At 64.1% G+C, this 22,462-nt stretch carries 21 protein-coding genes; 8 read left to right on the top strand and 13 right to left on the bottom strand.

The window, feature by feature from the left end:
- Positions 1-4: 4 nt before the first annotated feature.
- Positions 5-559 carry a hypothetical protein gene (locus tag ACSH0F_RS13550; RefSeq protein ID WP_435203662.1) on the bottom strand — a complete coding sequence of 185 codons (555 nt, stop codon included), beginning with the start codon at positions 557-559 and terminating at the stop codon, positions 5-7.
- 134 nt (positions 560-693) lie between these two features.
- Here ACSH0F_RS13550 and ACSH0F_RS13545 point away from each other — a divergent pair, with 134 nt between their 5' ends.
- Positions 694-1,713 (top strand): winged helix-turn-helix domain-containing protein, encoded by a 1,020-nt coding sequence (locus ACSH0F_RS13545; protein ID WP_435203660.1) that lies wholly within the window; start codon positions 694-696, stop codon positions 1,711-1,713.
- Positions 1,714-1,773: 60 nt separating this feature from the next.
- On the opposite strand, the gene ACSH0F_RS13540 is transcribed toward ACSH0F_RS13545, so the two are convergent.
- The 4 genes from ACSH0F_RS13540 to secB form a co-directional block, all read right to left on the bottom strand.
- Complete coding sequence (locus tag ACSH0F_RS13540; RefSeq protein WP_435203739.1) at positions 1,774-2,421, bottom strand: DUF4136 domain-containing protein; 648 nt, start codon at positions 2,419-2,421, stop codon at positions 1,774-1,776.
- 231 nt (positions 2,422-2,652) lie between these two features.
- Positions 2,653-3,669 carry a tryptophan--tRNA ligase gene (trpS, locus tag ACSH0F_RS13535; RefSeq protein ID WP_435203658.1) on the bottom strand — a complete coding sequence of 339 codons (1,017 nt, stop codon included), beginning with the start codon at positions 3,667-3,669 and terminating at the stop codon, positions 2,653-2,655.
- Positions 3,670-3,673: 4 nt separating this feature from the next.
- Positions 3,674-5,245, bottom strand: a complete 1,572-nt coding sequence (gene murJ / locus ACSH0F_RS13530) for a murein biosynthesis integral membrane protein MurJ (RefSeq protein WP_435203656.1) — start codon at positions 5,243-5,245, stop codon at positions 3,674-3,676.
- 30 nt (positions 5,246-5,275) lie between these two features.
- The gene (secB, locus tag ACSH0F_RS13525; RefSeq protein ID WP_435203654.1) at positions 5,276-5,806 is read right to left on the bottom strand and encodes a protein-export chaperone SecB; all 531 of its coding nucleotides are present in this window, start codon (positions 5,804-5,806) and stop codon (positions 5,276-5,278) included.
- 240 nt (positions 5,807-6,046) lie between these two features.
- Here secB and ACSH0F_RS13520 point away from each other — a divergent pair, with 240 nt between their 5' ends.
- The 3 genes from ACSH0F_RS13520 to ACSH0F_RS13510 are packed head-to-tail and all read left to right on the top strand — an operon-like array spanning position 6,047 to position 8,473.
- On the top strand, positions 6,047-6,706 hold the full coding sequence (locus ACSH0F_RS13520) for a Tim44/TimA family putative adaptor protein (protein ID WP_435203652.1): 660 nt from the start codon (positions 6,047-6,049) through the stop codon (positions 6,704-6,706).
- Positions 6,707-6,731: 25 nt separating this feature from the next.
- Positions 6,732-7,913: a murein transglycosylase A gene (gene mltA, locus ACSH0F_RS13515; RefSeq protein ID WP_435203650.1), complete on the top strand. Its 1,182-nt coding sequence runs from the start codon at positions 6,732-6,734 to the stop codon at positions 7,911-7,913.
- On the top strand, positions 7,910-8,473 hold the full coding sequence (locus ACSH0F_RS13510) for a Smr/MutS family protein (RefSeq protein ID WP_435203648.1): 564 nt from the start codon (positions 7,910-7,912) through the stop codon (positions 8,471-8,473). Before mltA ends, ACSH0F_RS13510 begins: the two co-directional genes overlap by 4 nt.
- A gap of 38 nt (positions 8,474-8,511) precedes the next feature.
- Here the strand turns inward: ACSH0F_RS13510 and ACSH0F_RS13505 are convergent, their stop codons facing one another.
- From ACSH0F_RS13505 to ahpC, 4 genes are all read right to left on the bottom strand, one after another.
- On the bottom strand, positions 8,512-10,605 hold the full coding sequence (locus ACSH0F_RS13505) for a catalase (RefSeq protein ID WP_435203646.1): 2,094 nt from the start codon (positions 10,603-10,605) through the stop codon (positions 8,512-8,514).
- A gap of 328 nt (positions 10,606-10,933) precedes the next feature.
- On the bottom strand, positions 10,934-13,150 hold the full coding sequence (gene katG, locus ACSH0F_RS13500) for a catalase/peroxidase HPI (protein WP_435203644.1): 2,217 nt from the start codon (positions 13,148-13,150) through the stop codon (positions 10,934-10,936).
- 203 nt (positions 13,151-13,353) lie between these two features.
- Entirely contained in the window at positions 13,354-14,943 is a 1,590-nt protein-coding gene (gene ahpF / locus ACSH0F_RS13495; protein ID WP_435203642.1) for an alkyl hydroperoxide reductase subunit F, read from the bottom strand.
- Between the two features lie 150 nt (positions 14,944-15,093).
- Complete coding sequence (ahpC, locus tag ACSH0F_RS13490; RefSeq protein ID WP_435203640.1) at positions 15,094-15,660, bottom strand: alkyl hydroperoxide reductase subunit C; 567 nt, start codon at positions 15,658-15,660, stop codon at positions 15,094-15,096.
- A 243-nt stretch (positions 15,661-15,903) separates the two neighbouring features.
- Between ahpC and ACSH0F_RS13485 the strand changes: the two genes are divergently transcribed.
- Entirely contained in the window at positions 15,904-16,413 is a 510-nt protein-coding gene (locus ACSH0F_RS13485; RefSeq protein ID WP_435203638.1) for a hypothetical protein, read from the top strand.
- Here ACSH0F_RS13485 and ACSH0F_RS13480 read toward each other — a convergent pair.
- The 3 genes from ACSH0F_RS13480 to aroC form a co-directional block, all read right to left on the bottom strand.
- Positions 16,398-16,982, bottom strand: a complete 585-nt coding sequence (locus ACSH0F_RS13480; RefSeq protein WP_435203636.1) for a ferric reductase-like transmembrane domain-containing protein — start codon at positions 16,980-16,982, stop codon at positions 16,398-16,400. The two genes, ACSH0F_RS13485 and ACSH0F_RS13480, sit on opposite strands and share 16 nt — an antisense overlap.
- A 75-nt stretch (positions 16,983-17,057) precedes the next feature.
- On the bottom strand, positions 17,058-17,654 hold the full coding sequence (locus tag ACSH0F_RS13475) for a septal ring lytic transglycosylase RlpA family protein (RefSeq protein WP_435203634.1): 597 nt from the start codon (positions 17,652-17,654) through the stop codon (positions 17,058-17,060).
- Positions 17,655-17,712: 58 nt separating this feature from the next.
- Positions 17,713-18,795: a chorismate synthase gene (gene aroC, locus ACSH0F_RS13470; protein ID WP_435203632.1), complete on the bottom strand. Its 1,083-nt coding sequence runs from the start codon at positions 18,793-18,795 to the stop codon at positions 17,713-17,715.
- Between the two features lie 116 nt (positions 18,796-18,911).
- On the opposite strand from aroC, the gene ruvA reads away from it, so the two are divergent.
- The 3 genes from ruvA (at position 18,912) to ruvB (ending at position 21,233) form a co-directional block, all read left to right on the top strand.
- Entirely contained in the window at positions 18,912-19,517 is a 606-nt protein-coding gene (gene ruvA, locus ACSH0F_RS13465; protein WP_435203630.1) for a Holliday junction branch migration protein RuvA, read from the top strand.
- A gap of 11 nt (positions 19,518-19,528) precedes the next feature.
- The gene (locus ACSH0F_RS13460) at positions 19,529-20,071 is read left to right on the top strand and encodes a DsrE family protein (protein WP_435203628.1); all 543 of its coding nucleotides are present in this window, start codon (positions 19,529-19,531) and stop codon (positions 20,069-20,071) included.
- A gap of 136 nt (positions 20,072-20,207) precedes the next feature.
- Positions 20,208-21,233 (top strand): Holliday junction branch migration DNA helicase RuvB, encoded by a 1,026-nt coding sequence (ruvB, locus tag ACSH0F_RS13455; RefSeq protein ID WP_435203626.1) that lies wholly within the window; start codon positions 20,208-20,210, stop codon positions 21,231-21,233.
- A gap of 593 nt (positions 21,234-21,826) precedes the next feature.
- Here ruvB and ACSH0F_RS13450 read toward each other — a convergent pair.
- Positions 21,827-22,444 carry a hypothetical protein gene (locus ACSH0F_RS13450; protein ID WP_435203624.1) on the bottom strand — a complete coding sequence of 206 codons (618 nt, stop codon included), beginning with the start codon at positions 22,442-22,444 and terminating at the stop codon, positions 21,827-21,829.
- Between the last annotated feature and the right edge of the window lie 18 nt (positions 22,445-22,462).

Below are 22,462 nucleotides of genomic sequence, written 5' to 3'. Positions count from 1 at the left end.
TCCCTTAATGCGCCGCCCGGCGATGGGCCCGGTCGAAACAAAATGCCGCAGCGCTCCATATCGCGGCGAATACCAGAAGCACACCCCACTCGATGGCGTGACCGGGCATCACTTGGAGTGCTGCGACGCCCAGCACGGGCTGGCCGATTGCGATGATAGCCATAATCCAGCGCATGGCCGCAGGGCGAAAGCGGACAATCAGGCTCAACAGCGCCCCGCCGATGACCAGTACTGTGAAGCCGGCGTTCACCGGCTCGCTCTCTGCTCCGATGAAGCCGACTGCGGCATTCGCCCACAGCGTCAGGAAGCCCGCAACGGACGCGATAGCGATGCCGAGTCCCTTCGGCGTTCTGCCGCCAAATCGGATTGCGAACTCGAGGCCAGTGCCTAATGCGAAAAGGAGGACCGCCGCAAAACTGAAGTCCAGCGGCGTCCAGTGTACCTCGTCGGTGAATTGCATGGCGATAGCGGGCAGGGCCAGCAAGGCCAGCGCCGCGCCCCATCCGGCTATGCGCCATCCGTTCAGCCAATCGTGTCTTGCGTTTGCTCGGTCGTTCATCTCGGCTCCTATGCTTGCAATGCCGGATAGCTGCCGTGAAACCCGTCTGAGCGGCATGAGCAATTGGTGAGCAATGCTTGAAAACCTTCCTCACCCCGTCCGCATGGCATAAAGCGCAATGCGAAAGGGGGCGCATGGAGCGGCAATCGGACAGCGTGCATTTCGGCGATTTCGAGCTCGACCTGGCGGACCGCCAGTTGCGGTGCGGAGGCGATCCGGTCGAGCTTGGCAGCCGCTATTTCGACGCGCTGGCCTTGCTGGTCGCCAATGCCGGAGCCTTGGTGTCGAAAACCCGCTTCATGGACGAGGTCTGGCGCGGCATCCCGGTTACCGACGAGGCGTTGACCCAGTGCATTCGCACCCTGCGGCGCGCCTTGGGCGATGACGCCGGCAACCCCCGCTATATCCAGACGGTGCCGAAGCACGGCTACCGTTTCCTGGCCGAAGTCGCAGTAGAAGACGCCCCGGAGTCGGCAGCACGGAGATCGTCGATCGCCGGACGCGTCGCGGGGGCATGCACCGTATCGGGCGCTCTCGCCGGAGTGCTGGGCGGGGCGTTCTACGGTGCGCTCGCCGGCACGGGGGACGGCGCGACGATTGTCGTTCTGGCGGCATTGGTCGGCGCGCTCGGGACGCTGGCCGGGGCCGCGATCGGTCTCGGCATGGCAGCCGCCATTGCATGGCGCGGGCGAGCCGATGCGGCCGTCATAGCCGGAGCGATTACGGGCGGCATCATGGCTGGCGCTCTCGGCAATACATTGGGGCGCGACGGCATCGGCCTGCTGACCGGAGAAGCGCTTGGCCGGGTGACCGGGATTTACGAAGGCCTCGTCCTCGGCGCGGCTGCAGGGCTGGCAGGCTGGCTCGTGTTACGCGACGACGCTTCGCCTGCAGCGCGCCTCGCATCTGTCGCCATGGTGCTTGGGCTTGTGGCTGGATTGCTGATCGACATCGGCGGCGGTCGCCTGCTCGGCGGCAGCCTTTATGCGCTCCAGCAGAGCCTCGGCGACACGCAGCTTCGCCTTGAAAGCATCGGCGCACTTTTCGGCGAAAGCACCTTTGGCCCGACCGCGCACCTTGCCACCGCCATTAGCGAGGGGGCCGTATTCGTTCTGGCCATAGCAACGGGACTGTTTGTCCTGAAACGGCGCTGAAACAAGAAAGGGCGTCTCTGCAAGCCGCCCTTTCCCGTTAAACCCCAGATGGGGATTGTGTCAGTCGATCCGGCGGACGACCTTCTCTTCCGGCTTGATCGAGATCCGCACCGTCTCGCCCGAATTGCCTGGGAAGTCGGTGAACATCGCCTCGACCAGGTTCGGCACGAGATATTGCAGCCGGTTCGAGGTCGACATGGCCTGCGCCTTGCCTTCGAACAGTCGCTGCCCATCAACGGCGCGGTCGATCTTCATGTCGATCCCGCTGGTGTAGACCGTGTAGCTGCGGATTTCGGGGCCGCCGAACCACGGATCGTAGAAGCCGAAGCCCCAGCGGCTGCCGAAATGACGCGGGCGGTAATAGGAGAGCCGCGAACGGAAGAACGGGTCGCGATAGCCGTACCACGGATCGTAGAACGGATCGCGAAAACCGGTCGAGCGCACACGCTCGCGGCCGTTGTCGACGCCGTAATCGAAGCGGACCAGCAGGCTGGCAGCCTCGGCTGACGGCGCTTCGGCATAGCCGAGGCGGTTCATCTGCGCTTCCACGAGATCGGCGTATTGCGCGAACTCGAGCCCGCCGGCCAGCGCGGGATCGTCGGCGACGACATAGAAGGTCTCGCCCTGCGGCGCGGGCAACTGCGTCTGGAAACGCTGCACGTCCGCCTTGAACGGGGTGGCGCAGGCGGCAAGGCCTGCGAGGATCATCGGCACGGAGGCGAGTTTAAGAGTGCGCCCCCAACCTTTTTTCAGGTCAGTCATACTCAGTCCCTTTCGAACGGACATGCAATGTATCACGATTGCGATTGAATGCGCAGCCCGCCGCTTCCCCGAGACACACTGCCGGTTAGTGTGCTTGGGTGTAGACGAGCGGATGTGAACCCGGTTTGAATACCAAGATTCACATTTGTTGTGCAATCGCAGGGGGTTGAGGTTCGCCTAGCGCACCAGGCCGAGCGCCGCATAAGCAGCGGTGAGCGTATCGCGCCCGGCCTCGCGGGCCTGCGAAGCGCCGCGCGCAAGGATCGCGTCGAGCGCTTCCTCGTCGTCCTTCAGCTCGAGGAAGCGCGCATTGATCGGGGCCAGCGTCTCTACCAGCACCTCGCCCAGCGCAGGCTTGAAAGCGCCGAAGCCCTGTCCGCCGAATTCGCCCAGCACTTCGGCCGCGCTCTGGCCGCTGAGCGCGCCGTATATGCCGACGAGGTTCTGGGCTTCTGCCCGGCCTTCGAGTTCCTTCTCGTTATCGGGCAGGGGCTCGGGATCGGTCTTGGCTTTTTTGACCTTCTTCATGATCGTGTCGGCATCGTCGGTCAGGCTGATGCGGCTCATGTCGGAGGGATCGGACTTGCTCATCTTCGCCGTCCCGTCGCGCAGGCTCATGATCCGCGCTGCGGCAGGCGGGATATAGGGCTCGGGCAGGGTAAAGAGCGGCGCATCCTCGGCACAGAAATCGTTGTTGAATTTCTGCGCGATGTCGCGTGCCAACTCCAGATGCTGCTTCTGGTCCTCGCCTACGGGCACGTGCGTGGCCTGGTAGAGCAGCACGTCGGCAGCCTGCAGCACGGGATAGGTGAACAAAGCCACGCTCTGCCCCTCGCGGTTCTTGCCCGCCTTGTCCTTCCACTGCGTCATCCGGTTCAGCCAGCCCATGCGGGCGGTGCCGTTGAGCAGCCATTGCAGTTCGGCATGGGCGGGAACCTGCGCCTGGTTGAAGAGCACCGCTTTCGACGGATCGACGCCGCAGGCGACCAGCGTGGCGACCATCTCGCGCGTGTTCTGCGTCAGCTCCGCCGGGTCGTGAGGCTGCGAGATCGCGTGAAGGTCGGCGAGGAAGATGAAGCACTCGCCCCCCGCCGCATTCGCCTCATCCTGCAGCTTCACATAATTGACAATCGCGCCGAGGTAATTGCCGAGATGCGGCTTTCCGGTGGGCTGGATGCCGGAGACTACACGCATGGGATCAGGGTTCTCTCTTCTTGGTCAGGGCGGCGATGCGCTGCTTGTCGATCGCGCCGATGGCGAAGGCGACGCCGAAATAGACGACGGCCGAGCAGGCGACGAGCACCAGCAGGGCGCCGATCCGCTGGAACAGGCCGGCGGAATACCAGCCGGTTAGCAAATCGCGCGCGAACCACAAGGCGGCGCCCATGGCGGCGGCGGCGACGAGCTGCCGCGCGATGCGGCCGACCAGCTTCAGCGGGATCGTGTAATAGCCGCGCCTCACCAGCACGATGTAGAGATAGGCGACGTTGATCCACGCCCCTACCACGCTGGCGAGGGCGACGCCGACCACGCCGTAATCGGCAATCAGCGCGAAGTTCATGACGACGAACACCGCCAGCGAAATGAACGCGGCATAGACCGGCGTGCGGGTGTCCGATCGTGCGTAAAAGTTCGGCACCAGCACCTTGACCAGCACATAGGCAGGCAGGCCGAGCACCAGCATAGCGAGCACCTGTCCGGTCAGCTCCGCCTGTTCGAGGCTGAAGCGACCGCCCTGGAAGATCATCGTCACGAAGGGCACGGCGCAGACCGCAAGCGCGACGGCTGCCGGTATGGTCAGTAGCATGGACAGCTCGATCGCGTCGGACTGGATCCGGTCGGTGCCTTCCTTGTTCTTGGCCCCGACAAAACGCGAGAGCGTGGGCAGGATCGCAGTCGACAGTGCGATGCCGATGATGCCGAGCGGCAGCTGGTTCAGCCGGTCGGCATAATTCATGTAGCTGATCGCGCCGCTATCCAGCTGGTTGAGGAAGTAGAGCTGCACCAGCGTATTGATCTGGTAGGCCCCGCCGCCGATCGCCGCCGGGAGCGCGATGATCGACAGGCGCTTCACCTCCGGCGTGATCCGCGGCCACAGCAGCTTCGGGCGGAAGCCCTCCACCCGCGTCCAGACGTAGAGCCAGACGAGCTGAACCACACCGCCGATAGTGACCGCCCAGGCCTGGCTGTAGCCGACCTGCTCGATGGTCCATCCCCAGCTGGACATGGCATATTCGCCGAACAGCAACGCGCCGATCAGCACAAGGTTCAGCAGGATCGGAAAGCTCGCGCCCGGCGCAAAGCGGCTGACCGAATTGAGCATGCCGGTGAACAGCGTGACCAGGCTGACCAGCAGGATGTAGGGGAACATGATCCGCGCGAAATCGACTTCCGTCGCGAAAGTCGCCGGATCAGCGTCGCCATCGCCCAGCAGCGTGATGACCCACGGCATGGCCAGCATCATCACAGCGCACAGGGCGATCAGCACCGGCAGGAAGACGCTCAGCACGTCGTCGGAAAAACTGCGCGCGTCCTCGATCCCGCCGTCGCTATGCAACCGCTTGGAGAACATCGGCACGAAGGCGGCAGAGAACGCGCCTTCCGCGAACAGGCGGCGGAAGACGTTGGGAATGATGAAGGCCTGAAACCAGGCATCGGTCACGGCATTCGCGCCTAGAACACGCGCGAAAATCATCTCGCGCGCCATGCCGGCAACGCGGCTGACCATGGTCAGCCCGCCGATCGTTCCGACGTGCTTGAGCAGGCTCACGTCAGAGCCTCCGCCTCAGGCCGGGCGCGCTCAGGCGTCGCCGGTCGTTGCCGGAGCGCCTGCGCCCTGTTCCTGCGCCCGCTGGGCGAGCTGCTGCTGGTAGATGCCGCCGAAATCGATCGGGTCGAGCACCAGCGGCGGGAAACCGGCATCGCGCACGGCATCGGCGATGACGCGGCGCGCAAAGGGGAACAGCAGGCGCGGTGCCTCGGCGAACATGAAGGCGTGCGCATGTTCGTCGGGCAGGTTGCGAATGCCGACGAGGCCGCAATATTCGAGATCGACGAGGTAGAGATTGCCCTTTCCCGTCTTCGCCGTGGCGGTGACCTTGAGCACCACTTCATGCACGTCGTCGCCGGCCGGTTCGGACCCGATGTTGAACTGCACGTCGAGCTGCGGCTGCTCGTTCCACTGGAAGCACGCGGGCGCGTTCGGGTTCTCGACCGAAAGGTCCTTCACATATTGCGAGATGAGCCCGACGGCAGGCGAATTGTCGGCACCGTTCGCGCCGGCTGCGTGATCGGGGTTGAGGTCGGTGAGAACGTCGCCTTCGTCGGCCATGATGTCAGTCTTTCGATTCTGGTTCGGAATGGTCTCGCGAACCGGGCTTCGGGAGCCGATCCGCTACAGGTCGCGCGCCTAGCAGGTGCCGGGGCGGGGGGCAATCCGCCGCCGCAGACCGCACCCGGCGAGGAATCGCGTTCATCGTGGGAACATTGCCGGTTTGTAATTTGTACCTATCTAGGGCAGGAATGCCTCAGCGACATTCCCAACACCAAGGGTCAAGCGGACAACCATATTGTGATTACCGAAATCGTCATCCTCGCCATGATCGCAGCTTTCCTGGGCTTGCGTCTCTATTCGGTGCTTGGCCGCCGGTCAGAGCATGAGGAGGAGGTGATCCCGCACCGTTTCGATCGCAGCGATGCAGGCGATGCGCGGCGCGAGGTCGAAGCGCCGCGCGCCACCACGCCGCCGGTTGCGCTGCGATCCACCGACAATCGCGTGCCTGCCAACGAGGCCGGCATTCGTGCCATCGCCAGCGCCGATCCACAGTTCGACCTGCTGGCCTTCCTCGAAGGGGCCAAGGGTGCCTATGGCATGGTGCTCGAGTCGTTCTGGCAGGGCGACAAGGAAACCCTGCGCGAGCTGGCCGACGACGACGTCTACGAAAGCTTCGCCGGTGCGATCGACGCGCGTGACGAAGCAGGCGAGACGCTGGAAAATCGCTTGATCCGGATCGAGGACGCGAGCGTTCGCAGCGCCGAACTCGATGGCCGCATCGCCCGCATCGCCGTGCTGTTCGTGGCCGATATCGCTGCCGTGACGCGCGACAAGGATGGCAACGTCATCGCCGGGTCGCTGGACGATGCGGTGGAGAGCCGGGACGTCTGGACCTTCTCGCGCAATGTCGATGCGTCCTCGCCCGACTGGATTCTCGACGAAACCGACCAGGCCTGACCGGCCGAACCTGCGGGAGGGCACAATGCGCGGCTGGACGATCCTTGCAGCGAGCGCGCTGCTGAGCGCCTGCGTCAGTGTGGTTCCTTCCTCTTCGCCTACTGTCAGGCCCACGCCCCCGGGCGCGGTGACCAGCGCCGCACTTGCCGGCATCCAGCGTGGTCCGGAGATCGCAGGGCTCGGCTTTTCGGGCAGCGATGCGAGCGGCGCGCTCGCCAGTTTCCGCGAATCCTGCCCCAAGCTTCTTGCACGCACCGACCAGAGCGGTCTGACGCAGCGCGAGGACTGGCGTCCGGCATGCGAGGCGGCAGCGGGCTGGCCGCTCGGTGACGCGAGCCGATTCTTTTCGAGCTATTTCGAGCCCGTGCGGATCGGCGATGGCGCGGCCTTCGCTACCGGCTATTTCGAGCCGGAGATTCGCGGCAGCCGGACCCGCGCGCCCGGCTACGACGTACCGGTCTACAAGATGCCGCCCGAGCTGGAGCGCGCCTGGCCGGACGATATGCCGGAAAGCGAGCGCACGGGTCGTCCGCCGCTCGGCCGCTATGACACGAGCGGCAAGTTCGTGCCGTTCTACGAACGCTCCGAAATCGTCGCCGGCGCACTCGCCAATCGCGGGCTGGAAATTGCCTGGGCCGCCGATCCGGTCGAGTTCTTCTTCTTGCAGATTCAGGGCTCCGGCCTGCTGCGCCTGCCCGACGGATCGCTGATGCGGATCGGCTATGCCGGGCAGAACGGCCGCGAATATGTCGGCATCGGCAGCGTTATGCGTGAGCGCGGATTGCTGGGCGACGGACCCGGCAAATACTCCGGCTCGATGCAGGGGATCATGCAGTACATCCGCGAAAACCCGGCCGAGGGCGAAGCGCTGATGAACCTCAACAAGAGCTGGATATTCTTCCGCGAGCTCGACACCGACGGCCCGCTCGGCGCGCTGGAAGTGCCGGTGCGCGGCCAGTCGTCGGTCGCGGTCGATCCCAAATTCGTGCCGCTGGGCGCACCGGTGTTCCTCGACCTCGACCGCAACGAGGCCGACGGCTTGTGGATCGCGCAGGACACGGGCGGCGCGATCAAGGGCGCCAACCGCTTCGACACCTTCTGGGGCAATGGCGAAGATGCGCGGCGGATCGCCGGCGGCATGAGCGGGCGCGGGCAAGCCATCGTTCTGCTGCCCCGCGGCACCACCGCCCGCCTGCAGAACCGGTGAGCGCCCCGCGGGGCCTGAGCGAGGAAGAAAGCGAAGCCTGGGAAAAACTGGCCGCAACGGTCACGCCCATCCATCCTGCTATTGCCCGGCCCGAACCCGAAGTTGCAAAGCCTCCGCCTCCGCCTCCGCCTCCCAAACAGCCGAAACTTCGCAAACAGCAACCTGCGCGGCCTGTAGCGGCTCCGCCTCGCGCTCAGCCGAAACCTTCGTCGCCGGGAAACCTCGATTCGCATTGGGACCGGCGGCTCAAATCCGGCGCGCTCCAGCCCGATCTGACCCTGGACCTGCATGGCTACAATCTCGACGCCGCCTACGACCGGCTGATGGGAGGCGTCGCGCAGGCGCGCGCCCTGGGCATGCGCACCATCCTGCTCGTCACGGGCAAATCCCGTCCGGTCGCGGCGGCGGATCGCGGTGCTTCTCGTGGCGTCATTCGCGCCAAGGTGCTCGACTGGCTGGCCGCGTCGAGCCACCACACCGCCATCGCCGCCGTCCGCCGCGCGCACCAGCGCCACGGTGGCGACGGCGCGCTGTATATCGTTCTCAAGCGGGGACGCTAAAAGGGGCGCAGCACTCGCACCGCGCCCCTCCGGTGTACTCAGTCCTGCTTCACGCTCTCTCGGTCCCAGAAGCGCAGCTCGCCGCACTTCTCGATGAAGGCGTTGGCCGCGTCCTTGCCGGAGGATACGTCCACAAAGCCGTCGTCCATCCAGTTCCATACGCCTGCCGTTTCGAAGAGCGGTTTAACGGCGGGGACGTAAGCGAAGAATTTCGCATGGGCGAAGGCGTCATTGACGAAGTCGATGCTCGGCTTGTCGGTGTTGTAGCGCTTGGCCGAAGCCTCGCTCATGACGACCGCCACCGCATCGTATGTAACCGATGGACCGCCATCGATCTTCTCGTCGGCTTCCATGATTTCGCCGTCGGACAACTTGGCCCCGGCCACGTGTGGAGCCACGATTTCGACCATACCGCCAGCGCTGGTCGCGGCTTCCTTCAGCGCCTTGACTACATCCGCATCGGCCCCGTCGGCAATATAGATGCCCAGCTTGCGACCCTTGAAGTTACCGGGACCGTTCTTGAGGATCGAAAGCGCTGGGCTTTCGGCCAGGTCGGTGATCGGGTCGCGCGCCGCCGGTACCTTTTCGGGCAGTTCGGGAAGGCCGATCCCGTCGGCCACCTCTTGCGCCAGTCCTTCGTCGATATGGCGCAAGTGGCCGATCATCCGCTTGCGGATACTCATCCGACCGACCTTGGACAGCTCGAAAGTCAGCGCGTTCGCCATGTGCGTCTGCTCGACCGGGGTCTGCGAAACGTAGAACTGGCGAGCCTGGCTGTAGTGATCGGCGAAGGTCTCGCTGCGCACGCGCATCTTGGGCCCTTCCACCGGGGCCTCGTAGCTTTGGAACCCCCTCATCGGGCAAGCGCGCGGGCCGCGATCTTCCTCGGCACCGTCGCCATCGCCCCAACTATTGGGTTCGTAATTCACGCGGCTCTTCGGATTGGTCATCGCCATGTGGCCATCCTGCTGGAAGTGGCGCACAGGGCACTTAGGCGCGTTGATCGGCAGGTGTGTGAAGTTTGGGCCACCGAGCCGCTTTAGCTGCGTGTCGAGATAGCTGAAGTTGCGTCCCTGCAGCAGCGGATCGTCCGAATGGTCGATGCCGGGCACCAGGTTCTGCGTGCAGAAGGCCACCTGCTCGGTCTCGGCAAAGAAATTGTCGACATTGGCGTCGAGCGTCAGCGTACCGATAATCTCGACGGGCACCTGCTCTTCGGGAATGATCTTGGTCGCGTCGAGCACGTCGAATTCGAACTGCTCGGCGAATTCTTCGTCGAAGACCTGGATGCCCAGGTCCCACTGCGGGAAGTCGCCAGCGTCGATCGCATCCCACATGTCGCGGCGATGGAAGTCGGGATCCATCCCGTTGACCTTGAGCGCCTCGTTCCAGATGACCGATTGCAGGCCCAGCTTCGGCTTCCAATGGAACTTGACGAAGTGGCTCTCGCCCTTCTCGTTAACCAGCCGGAAGGTGTGCACGCCGAAACCTTCCATGAACCGGAACGAGCGCGGGATTGCGCGGTCGGACATGATCCACATAACCATGTTCATCGCTTCGGGGCTGAGGCTGATGAAATCCCAGAAATTGTCGTGCGCGGTCTGCGCCTGCGGAAAGCCGCGATCGGGCGCGGGCTTCGCGGCATGGATCAGGTCCGGGAACTTGATCGCGTCTTGAATGAAGAAGACCGGGATATTGTTGCCCACCAGGTCCCAGTTGCCTTCTTGGGTGTAGAACTTGGTCGCGAAGCCGCGCACATCGCGCGCCAGATCGGGCGAACCCTTGTTGCCTGCCACGGTCGAGAAGCGCGTGAAGGTAGGCACCTTTACGCCCTCTTCGTTGAAGATCCTTGCCCGCGAATACTGCGGAATCGCCTTCTTCAGCTCGAAGTGGCCGTGCACTCCGTATCCGCGGGCATGGACCACGCGTTCAGGGATGCGTTCATGGTCGAAATGGAAGATCTTCTCGCGCGCAATCTGATCTTCAAGCAGTTGCGGCCCGCGCGGACCAGCGGTCAGCCAGTTCTGGTCGTCCGCGATCGGATGACCTTGCGCGGTCGTCATCACATCGTCGTCGCCCTTCGGCTTCTGGTGGTTAACGCCACCATCGGACAGCGCAAATTTGTCGGTCATGTCTGTTGCTCCAGTTCAGGTAGTCGGTGCGTCCGAGAGTGACCTCCCGACTCGAGACTTACGGAGCGTTGGTGCCTTCGTTCCACCAACCCTTGGAAACATGACGTAATCAAACAAATATCAATAAAAAAGCCCCCGACCTGCAGTCGGGGGCTCTCGGTGGACGACCAGCTAGGCCGTCTATGGGGTGACCATGAACGAGGACATATCAAATGTCAAAGCGTTCCTGGGCTGCGATGAGTGGAATGGTAAGTTTTAATCGCCCGCCCATCGAACGACTGGGACGGAGCGATCTCGGGGGTCGAGCACCGCTCCGTCCGCAGTCGCATCAGCCGTGGTACTTGGCGTAAGTCAGGTCGAAGCGGTCGGCATCCATGACCTTGGTCCATGCCGCCACGAAGTCCTTCACGAACTTCTCTTCATTGCCGTTCTCGGCATAGACTTCCGCTACTGCACGCAGGCGGGAGTTGGAGCCGAAGACGAGGTCGGTCCGGGTGGCGTGCCACAGAGTATTGCCGGTCTCGCGGCAGGTGCCGACGAATTCTTCGTCACCGCTCTCGTCGACCACTTCCCAGATCACGCCCATGCCGAGCAGGTTCCGGAAGAAGCTATTGTCGAGCTTGCCCGGGGTCTCGGTCAGCACGCCGATGTTGTTGCCGTGCTGCGTATGTTTGCTCACCGCACCCATCGCCCGCATCCCGCCGACCAGCACGGTCATTTCCGGGATGCTGAGGCCGAGCAGGTGCGCCCGGTCGATCAGCATGTCCTCGGTCTTCACCGATGCCTTCGTCTTGAGGTAGTTGCGGAAGCCATCGGCAAACGGCTCCAGCGGCTCCCAGCTCTCGGCATCGAAGTCTTCGCGCTTCGCATCGCCGCGGCCGGTGGTGACGGGGACGGAGATGTCGAAGCCTGCATCCTTCGCTGCTTTCTCTACAGCAGCCGAACCTGCGATGACGATGGCATCGGCCATCGAGATACCGCCGCGGATTTCGTCGAGCTTGGCGAGGACTTCGCCCAGTTCTTCGGGATCGTTGACCTTCCAGTTTTTCAGTTCGTCGAAGCGGATATGTGCGCCATTCGCGCCGCCGCGATGGTCCGAATTGCGATAGGTCGAGGCCGAGGCCCAGGCAGCCTTGACCAGCGCCGGAACCGTGAGGCCGCTGTCGAGGACCTTCGACTTGAAGGCGGACAGATCGCCATCCGAGACCTGCGTTCCGGCGGGCACGGGGTCCTGCCAAATCAGGTCCTCGCTCGGCACTTCGGGGCCGAGGTAACGGACCTTGGGGCCCATGTCGCGGTGGCACAGCTTGAACCACGCGCGAGCGAAAGCGTCGTCGAGGGCCGACTGGTCGTTGAGGAAGCGTTCCGAAATCTTGCGATATTCCGGATCGCGCTTCAAGGCCATGTCGGCCGTCGTCATGATGGTCGGGACCTTCTTGTTCGGGTCCCGTGCATCGGGCGCCATGTCGGCCTCTTCCGGGTCGATCGGCGTCCACTGGTGTGCTCCCGCAGGGCTCTTGGTGAGCTCGTAGTCGTATTTGAACAGCAGCCGGAAATAGTCGTTGCCCCACTGCGTCGGGTTCGGCGTCCACGCGCCCTCGATGCCGGATGTGGTTATGTGGCCCTTGCCGATTTCGTCCGGGTCGGTCAGCCAGCCGAAGCCCATGCGGTGCAGGTTTTCGCCCTCGGGCGCGCTGCTGAAGGTGTCGGACGGTGCCGCGCCGTGGCACTTGCCGAACGCATGACCGCCGGCGGTGAGCGCGACGGTTTCCTCGTCGTTCATGGCCATGCGGGCGAAGGTTTCGCGCATGTCGCGCGCCATGCCTTCGGCATCGTGCGGATTGCCGCCCGGGCCTTCGGGATTAACGTATATAAGGCCCATCTGGATCGCGGCGAGCGGGTTTTCGAGCGCGCGGCCCTCATCGGGATGGATACGGGTTTCGGCGCCGGTATCGACCCATTTTTCTTCCGTGCCCCAATAGACGGTTTCGGGATCGAATACGTCTTTGCGGCCGCCGCCGAAGCCGAACACGGGGCCACCCATGCTTTCGATCGCGACATTGCCGGTGAGGATGAAGAGGTCGGCCCAGCTGATGTGCTTGCCGTATTTCTGCTTGATCGGCCACAGCAGGCGGCGGGCCTTGTCGAGGTTGCCGTTGTCGGGCCAGCTGTTGAGCGGGGCGAAGCGCTGCTGGCCGCTGCCGCCGCCACCGCGTCCGTCGCCGGTGCGATAGGTCCCTGCCGCGTGCCACGCCATGCGGATGAAGAACGGGCCGTAATGGCCATAGTCCGCCGGCCACCATTCCTGGCTGTCGGTCATCAGGTCGGTCAGGTCCTGCTTCAGCGCGTTGTAGTCCAGCGCGTTGAATGCTTCGCAATAATCGAAATCCTCGCCCATGGGGTCGGCTGCGCGGCCGCCTTCGGTCAGGATTTCGAGATCGAGCTGGTCGGGCCACCAATCGCGGTTCCGGCGGCCGAAGAGGGCGCGGGTTCCGCTGTCTCCGGTGAAGGGGCAGCCGCTGATATCTCCGGTTTTGGCGTCCATGTAAGTGCTCTCCTCTTGTATAAAGACTCGGTCTCCCGTCCGAGATTGGAAGCACTGTGAACACGGGCCGGTAATCCGTCCAATCGATTAAACGGTTCAAATTGATTGGCTGGGGCGATTTTGCGATGGGCCGTGTCACCAGATACGAAAACGCCGCCATCCGCTTGGGATGACGGCGCTTTTGCTTCGGGTCGCCGGTCGCTTCAAGCGGCCTTCGCGATTTCCTCGGCAGGCTCTGTGCGGATCAGGTAGTCGAAAGCGGAGAGGCCCGCCTTCGAGCCTTCGCCCATGGCGACGACGATCTGCTTGTACGGCACATCCGTCACATCGCCTGCGCCGAGCACGCCCGGCAGGTTTGTGCGGCCTTCCTCGTCCGTGACGATCTCGCCGAACTCAGTCAGTTCGAGGCCGGAATCCTTGAGCCATTCGGTATTCGGCACGAGACCGATCTGGACGAACACGCCTTCGAGTTCGATGCGCCGTTCGTCGCCGCTTGTGCGATCCTTGAGAACCAGGCCGTTCACCTTGCCATTGTCGCCGGTGATCTCGGTGGTCTGGCCACTGGTGACGATCTCGACATTGGAGAGACTGCGCAGTTTGGCCTGCAGGACCTCGTCGGCGCGCAGCTTGTCGTCATATTCGATCAGCGTGACGTGGTCGACGATCTTGGCAAGGTCGATCGCCGCCTCGACGCCCGAATTCCCGCCGCCGATCACCGCGATGCGCTTGCCCTTGAACAGGGGGCCGTCGCAATGCGGGCAATAGGCCACGCCCTTGTTGCGATACTCGGCTTCGCCCGGAACGCCGAGATTGCGCCAGCGCGCACCGGTCGCGAGGATCAGGCTGCGCGCCTTCAGGCTCGCGCCATTGCCTAGTTCGACCGTATGCAGTCCGCCCTCGGTTTTCGCCGGGACCAGCTTCACGGCCTTGGCGAGGTTCATGAGGTCGATGGTGTTCTCGCCGATCTGCCGTTCCAGGTCCGCCGCCAGCTTGGGCCCTTCGGTATAGGCGGTGCCGGGCAAGTTCTCGATACCGAGCGTGTCGTGCAGCTGGCCGCCGAAGCGTTCCGCCGCGATACCCGTGCGGAACCCCTTGCGAGCGGTGTAAATCGCGCTCGCCGCGCCTGCCGGACCGCCGCCCACGATCAGCACTTCGAACGGATCCTTGGCGGCCAGCCTCTCGGCGGCCTTCGCATCGGCATTGGTGTCGAGCCTGGCGAGGATTTCGGCCAGCTCCATCTTGCCATTGTAGAAGGGCTCACCGTTGAGGAAGGTTGCCGGCACAGCCATCACGTCGCGCGCGTCGACCTCGTCCTGGTAGGTCCCGCCCTCGATCAGCGTCGCGGTGATGCGCGGATTTTCCAGCGCCATCAGCGTGAGCGCCTGCACCACATCGGGGCAGTTGTGGCAGCTCAGCGAGAAATACATTTCGAAATTGAAGTCGCCTTCCAAGCCGCGGACCTGCTCCAGCAGATCGGCATCGACCTTGGGCGGGTGACCACCGGCCCACAGCAGCGCGAGTACCAGCGAAGTGAACTCGTGCCCCATGGGTAGCCCCGCAAAGCGCACCCACTTCTCCGCATCGCTCGCGCGGCGGATGACGAAGCTGGGCTTGCGGTCGTCCGTCCCGTCGAAGCTCGCCACGACCTTGTCGTGCAGGCTGGCGATCTCTTCCAGCAATTCGCGCGTCTGGCGCGATTTGTCGTCATCTCCCAGCGACGCGACCAGCTCCACCGGCTCCCGCAAATTGGCGAGATATGTGGTGAGCTGCTGTTTCATCGTGTCGTCGAGCATGGTGTTCTCCGAGAAAGGTCAGAAAAATGGAAAAGGCCCGGGGCGGGGATTGGGGGGAGGATGCCCCGGGCCTTCCAGCGACCCGAGCGGGGCTCGGGCTCTTATCGCGCTCCTTCTAGGAGGTACGGGAGCGCGTATGCGGTTGCCGGCTTAAATCTTGCCGACAAGATCGAGGGAGGGGGCCAGCGTGTCGCTGCCTTCTTCCCACGCGGCCGGGCAAACCTGGCCGGGGTTGGCGCGGACATACTGCGCGGCCTTGATCTTGCGGGCCAGTTCGTTGGCATTGCGGCCGACGCCTTCGCAGGTCTGCTCCATGATCTGGATCACGCCGTCCGGATCGACGACGAAGGTCGCGCGATCGGCAAGGCCGACGCCTTCACGCAGCACGTCGAAGTTGCGCGCAAGGACGTGGTTCTGGTCGCCGAGGAACGGGAAGTTCAACTTGCCGATCTTGTCCGACGTGTCGTGCCAGGCCTTGTGGCTGAAGTGCGTGTCTGTCGACACGGCATAGACTTCGACATCCATCTTCTGGAGCATGTTGTACTGCTCGCCGAGGTCTTCGAGTTCGGTGGGGCAGACGAAAGTGAAGTCGGCCGGGTAAAAGAAGAACACGGCCCACTTGCCCTTCACGTCCTCGTCGGTGACGTCGTAGAAATCCTCGCCGGCCTTGAAGGCGGTGGCGGTGAACGGTTTGATCTGGCTTCCGATGATACCCATGGGTTGTCTCCGTTGTGGGGTTGAAACTGATGGGTGTCAGATAGGCCGTGGTGCGATGCACAAAAGCGATAAGTTGCGATTGCGAGCATCGGAATTATCAATCACAGGATTGGAACTTTTGAAAAGTGCAACAGAGGTGCGATTTCATTGCGATTTGCGCAATCGCCGAATTCTTCGAGAATTCCTTAGCCGACCCTGCAATCCGCTGATAATGAGAATGCATCGCAATAAGAAGGATTCGATATGCGTAAATTTGCTTTCGCCGCCGCCGTTGCCGGCAGCACCCTCGCCCTCGCAGCCTGCTCGGGCGAAGCCGAAGACACGGTAATCACGGACGACGCGACGACGCCGGCCCAGATGGAAACGGTCGAAGCTGCCGATACCCAGACCGTTATCGATGCCGGGACGGCAACCGCCGAAGATCTCGCAGGCGTCGAAGGCATCTCCGAAGACCTGGCGGCAGCGATCGTCGCTGGCCAGCCCTATGCGGACGTGACCGCTTTCAACACGGTGCTGATGGAAAGCCTCACCGAAGAGCAGGCCGCCACCGTTCGCGAGCGCGTGTTCGTGCCGGTAAATCTTAACGAGGCGACCGAAGAGCAGATCCGCCTGATCCCCGGCATGACCGACAAGATGGTCCACGAATTCGAAGAATACCGCCCTTACGAAGACATGGCCGAATTCGACCGCGAGATCGGCAAGTATGTCGACGAGGCGGAAGTTGCTCGTTTCCGCAATTACGTCACTCTCTGACGCATTTGCAGCACGATCCTGACGCCTTCGATCCCCACGAGGATGCCGACGTGTATCCAGGCCGTGGTCGGATCGAAGGCGGACAGGACCCAGTGCAGGAAGACGAGCACTGCAGCCGGATAGACCAGCCGGTGCAATGTCTTCCATGACCGCTTGAGCGCCCTCGTCGCGATGTCGTTGGATGTCACGGCGAGCGGCACGAACAGCGCGAAGGCCAGCCAGCCCGCGAGCAGATATGCTTCGCTCGCCTCTGCCAGCACGGCGGAAAAAGAGGCCTTTTTCCAGAGATAGATACCGGTGTGAAACGCGGCATAGCCGAAACTCGCCACGCCCAGATCTCGCCTCCGCCGCATCAGCCAGGCAGCCCATTTCCGCTTGCGAAACGCGAGCCGGATCGGCGTGACGGCCAACGTCAGCAGCAGCAGCCACGCGGCCCAATCGCCGCTATCTCCGATCGCGTGGCCATAGCCATAGGCGTCGGGCGTGGCGATCCAGCGCCAGCTCATCCACAGGCCGGGCAGCGCGAGGATGAGCCAGAGGGCTGGGCGGGATTTGAGGAAAGATGTCATTGTGAGCAGCCGCAACATGGCCGCCGCCGATTTGGCAAGCCCTAACTGCTCTGCTCTTCTATCCGAAGCTGCGGACTAGTTTATCAGCAAGGCGAGCCTTACCCGGCCGGTGCCCGACCGGATCAATCCGATCGCACTCGCGGCCGCAGTAGACAGATCGATCACGCGGTTGCCATGGAAGGGCCCGCGATCGTTGATTGTCACCACGACGCTGCGGCCGTTGCCCGCATTGGTCACGCGAACCTCGCTGCCGAGCGGCAATGTCCGGTGCGCTGCTGTCAGGCGGGATGGATCGAAGATTTCTCCGCTCGCCGTGCGATTGCCGGCCAGTTCGCTGCCGTAATAGCTTGCGTCGCCGCCGCCGATGGGACTTTCCGAGGCGGACGGCGTCGGATCGGGATTTGCTGCGACCGATGGCACTGTCGCCACCGGATCGAGCGCGGCGACGGGTTGCGCATCGACGCTGGCGACACCCTTGCCGAGCTTGACCACATCGGGCGTCTGGTCTTGCTGCCAAAGCGCACCGCCAAGCATCAGCGCTGCGGCGCCGAGAATGGCGATGCCGCCAGTCAGAAGCTGCCGCTGGGACTTGAGCCTGGTAAAGGCCCGCAGTCGCTCGCGGCGGGTCGGCAGCGTATGATCGGTTGTGTAGTCGCGCTGTTGTTCCCTCATGCCTTACCAGCGAATGAGGCGCAGTCGATGTTCCGAAATCGGCGGAAATCCTTGCATTTCACCCGCATTGCGCGCGGTGGAGAAGCTTGTGGTCGGCCAGCACCAGCGCCATCATCGCCTCGACCACGGGCGTGCCGCGAATGCCCACGCAGGGGTCATGCCGGCCCCTGGTGCGGACTTCGGTTGCGTTACCCTCGCGGTCCACGCTGGCGACCGGAGTGAGGATCGAACTGGTCGGCTTGAAGGCAACGCGGCAGGTGACGGGCTGGCCGGTCGAGATACCGCCCGCGATACCGCCGGCGTGATTGGCGGCGAACTCCGGCCCGTCCTCGCGCTTTCCTGATTTTGGGGGCGACATCGCATCTGCATTCTGCTCGCCGGTCAGGCGTGCGGCATCGAAGCCGTCACCGATCTCCACGCCCTTGACGGCATTGATGCTCATCATCCCGCTCGCAAGGTCGGCGTCGAGTTTGGCATAGACCGGCGCGCCCCAGCCGGCGGGCACGCCGCGCGCCACGCAGTCGACCACCGCGCCGAGCGAAGAGCCGGACTTGCGCGCATTGTCGACCAGCTGCTCCCAGCGCCTGGCAGCCTCCGCATCGGGGCACCAGAAGGGGTTGCGCGCAATCTCCGCCGCTTCGAAATTCGCCGGATCGATACGGTCGCCGCCGATTTCCGAAACGAAGGCGAGAATCTCCACCTCGCCGACTACTTTGCGCGCAATCGCGCCCGCCGCGACGCGCATCGCGGTCTCCCTCGCGCTCGACCTCCCGCCGCCGCGATAGTCGCGAAAACCGTATTTCGCATCATAAGCATAGTCGGCGTGGCCGGGGCGATAGGTCTTGGCGATCTCCGAATAATCCTTCGATCGCTGGTCGGTATTCTCGATCAGCAGGCTGATCGGCGTGCCGGTCGTCTTGCCTTCGAACACGCCGGACAGGATCCGGACTTCATCCGGCTCCTTGCGCTGGGTGGTGAACTTGTTCTGCCCCGGTTTGCGCGCATCGAGGAACGGCTGGATGTCGCTCTCCTCCAGCGCGATGCCCGGCGGGCACCCGTCCAACACCGCGCCGATCGCGGGTCCATGGCTCTCGCCCCAGGTGGTGAAGCGCAAGGTCCGTCCGAAGGTGTTCCAGCTCATGACGGCCTGTCTGTCGCAACTGTGGGGCGGTGTCCATTGTGGCTGGACCAATCTTGTCTTGTGTCGCAAGAACAAAAGGCGCTCATGCAGCGTAGCGGTAGCGCAGAAAGAAACGGATGATTGCGAAGCTGAAGGGCCTGCTCGACGAAACCGGTGCGGACTGGGCGGTGATCGACGTCGCGGGCGTCGGCTACCTCGTGCATTGTTCGTCCAAGACCCTCGCGGCACTGGGCGAGACCGGCGAGGCGTGCACGGTCTATACCGATTTGCAGGTCAGCGAGAACGACATGCGCTTGCTCGGTTTCGCCGAGGCGGCCGAGCGCGACTGGTTCCGCCTGCTTACCCAGGTGCAGGGCGTGGGCAGCAAGGTGGCGCTGGCGATCCTCTCCGCGCTCTCGACGGGCGAGGTGCAGCAAGCCTGCTCGCAGGGCGACGCCGCCACGGTGGCCCGCGCGCAGGGCGTGGGGCCGAAGCTCGCCGGGCGGATCGTCAACGAGCTGAAAGACAAGGCGGGCGCGCTGCCCGGCGGCGGCATGACGGGCGGAGCGGCTCCGGCGACCCCGGCAAGCGGGGCAAGCGCAGACGCGGTAAGCGCACTGGAAAATCTCGGTTTCAAGCCCGCCGTTGCGGCACGCGCGGTCACAACGGCTCAGGGTGAACTCGGCGAGGGCGCGAGCGAGGGCGATCTGATACGGGTGGCATTGAAGAGGGCAGCAGGATGAAGGTCGAACCCATGCGATATGCAATCACGGCGGCAGCAGCCGCGCTTCTGGCCACGGCGGCACAGGCACAGGACATGGAGGCCTTCAAACGCGGTCCGGTCTTCGCGGATTTCGGAGCGCATGCGCCGGTCGCGGGGATGGGCGAGTTGCCCGCCGATGCCGCTTTCAGGCACAGCTTCGACGTTGCCGAGGCCGCGAGCGACGGCAAGGCCAACCGCCACATCGAAAGCGCCGCGCGCTTCATCAACATGCATGTCGCAGCCGGTGTCGATCCGGAGAACATCCAGGTCGCGGTGGTGGTCCACGGCGGCGCATCGCTTGATTTGCTGCGCGAACCGGTATGGGAAGCGAAAGGTAAGGAGGGCGTCAACGGCAGCCACGCGCTGGTCCGTGACCTGCTCGACGAAGGCGTCCGCGTGATCCTTTGTGGGCAAAGCGCCGCGGCGCACGGCATCACGCAGGCGGACCTGATCCCCGGCGTAGAAATGGCGCTCTCCGCCATGACCGCCCACGCGCTGCTGCAGCAGGCGGGCTATTCGGTAAATCCGTTTTGAGAAAACTCCTCGCCTTGGCTGCGAGTTTCGCACTTGGCTCTGTCGCAGGATGGCAAGCCAAGAATTTCCTTAACGTGGATGCCTGCGTCGACGCGGGCGGCGCTTGGGATTACCGCACCGGATCGTGCAGGGCAGAATGACCGAACCCGTCCCCCTCCATTCTCCCGACCGCCAGCCGGAAGACCCGGATACGGCGCTGCGGCCGAAATCGCTTGGCGAGTTCGTAGGGCAGAAGGCCGCGCGCGAGAATTTGCGCGTGTTTATCGAAGCCGCGAAGAACCGCGGCGAAGCGATGGATCATGTGCTGTTCTTCGGCCCGCCCGGCCTCGGCAAGACCACGCTGGCGCAGATCGTCTCGAAGGAACTCGGCGTCGGTTTTCGCGCAACCTCCGGCCCGGTGATCGCCAAGGCAGGCGATCTGGCCGCGCTGTTGACCAACCTCGAGCCCAACGACGTGCTCTTCATCGACGAGATCCACCGCCTCAATCCGGTGGTGGAGGAGGTGCTTTATCCCGCGATGGAGGACCGCGCGCTCGATATCATCATCGGTGAGGGGCCTTCGGCGCGTAGCGTGCGGATCGACCTGCCGCCGTTCACGCTGGTCGGCGCGACTACGCGGCAGGGGCTGCTGACCACGCCCTTGCGGGACCGCTTCGGCATTCCGGTGCGGCTGAATTTCTACACCGAGGACGAGTTGCTCAAGGTCGTCACGCGCGGGGCGGGCTTGCTCGGCATGGGGATCGACGAGGGCGGCGCGCGCGAGATCGCCCGCCGTTCGCGCGGCACGCCGCGTGTCGCGGGCCGCCTGATGCGCCGCGTGCGCGATTTCGCGCATGTGCTGGGCGAGCCGACGGTGACAACGAAGGTCGCCGACGATGCGCTGACCCGGCTCGAAGTCGACAGCCTCGGCCTCGATGCGATGGACCGCCGCTACCTCACCATGATCGCGACCACCTACAAGGGCGGGCCGGTGGGCGTGGAGACACTCGCCGCAGGGCTCAGCGAGCCGCGCGACACGGTGGAGGAGGTGATAGAGCCCTATCTGATCCAGCTCGGCCTGATCGCCCGCACCGCGCGCGGGCGCATGCTCAACGATGGCGGCTGGCAGCACCTCGGCATCGCGCCGCCCAGCCGCCCGCAAGGCGACATGTTCGACGAATAGGGTTATCCGGCGGTTGTAACGATTACGGGGGCGTTGGTCCCGATTCGGGACGCAGCCGGTGTAAGGCTCGCTTTTCGGAGCGAAATTACCACTCTGCGGTGCCGAAGAAGTAAGGAATCGCACCCGAAGCCGGGATTCGGCAGAACGGTGCGGACAGGGGCCCGGCAAGATCAGGGGGAAGGGCCTCGGTCGAAGGGCCGCGAAGGGAAGCAGTCGATGTCGGTCAAATCAGCTCTTGCCAAATTGTCGGCCACCGCTGCGGGTGGTGCGCTGGTTGCCGGCGGCGCCGTGCATGTGGCGGAGCGTCCGGTCACCGACAATCCGCAATACAAGGCGCAGGCCGTCAAGCAGGTGAAGCAAGTGAAGCAGGCCAAGCCGGTCGTTCGCACCCTGCCGCGCCGCGTCGCACGCACCATTCCTCCCCGCCCGATCGAATGCGTGCCGTACGATTCGCCGCTGGCTTCTGAGAACCCCGACAATATCTGCCCGCCCGTTTATCGCGAAGCGATGGTGCCAGTGCCTGTCCCGCCGCTCCCTGAAGCGGCACCGGTAGTCGCCGGTGGCGGCGGCGCGCGCTCGATCCCGTCGGGCGGCTATGGCGGCGGATACGGCGGCGGCTTCGGTGGTGGCTTCTTCGGAGGGTTCTTCGGCGGCGGTGGCGGCGGCGGCAGCGTCGTCGTCAATTCGACCACGACGACCGGCGGCGAATTGCCCGACATCGATATCGACGTCTCGACCTCCACATCCAGCGGCGGCACGTCGACCTCGACTTCGACCGGCGGCAGCTCCAGCTCGACCTCGACGTCCACCGGCGAAGTTTCGACTTCGACCGGTGCGGTATCGACCAGCACCGGCGCGGTCTCGACCTCGACCGGCGAAGTCAGCACGACGACGACCAGCAGTTCGTCCGGCGACGTGTCGAGCAGTTCTTCGGGCGACGTGTCGACCAGCACCTCGACCTCGACCTCGGGAGCCGTTTCCACGAGTACCTCGACTTCGGGCAATGTGACGACCAGCACGAGTTCGTCCAGTTCGACCAGCAGCTCTTCGTCGAGTTCGACCAGCTCGAGCACGTCGAGCTCATCCAGCACGAGCACCAGCAGTTCGACCTCGGGCTCCACTACCGGTAGCACGAGCGGCACCGAAGTGCCTGCGCCGCCGATGATGGCACTGTTCGGGATGGCGGCTGCAGCCGTGCTCGGACGGCGCAAGTTCCGGGTGAAGCGCGG

The sequence above is a fragment of the Qipengyuania sp. 902 genome (assembly GCF_051195295.1).
GTDB lineage: Bacteria > Pseudomonadota > Alphaproteobacteria > Sphingomonadales > Sphingomonadaceae > Qipengyuania.
Note: the sequence above shows the minus strand (reverse complement) of the source record. Positions and strands in the feature narration are given on the sequence as shown.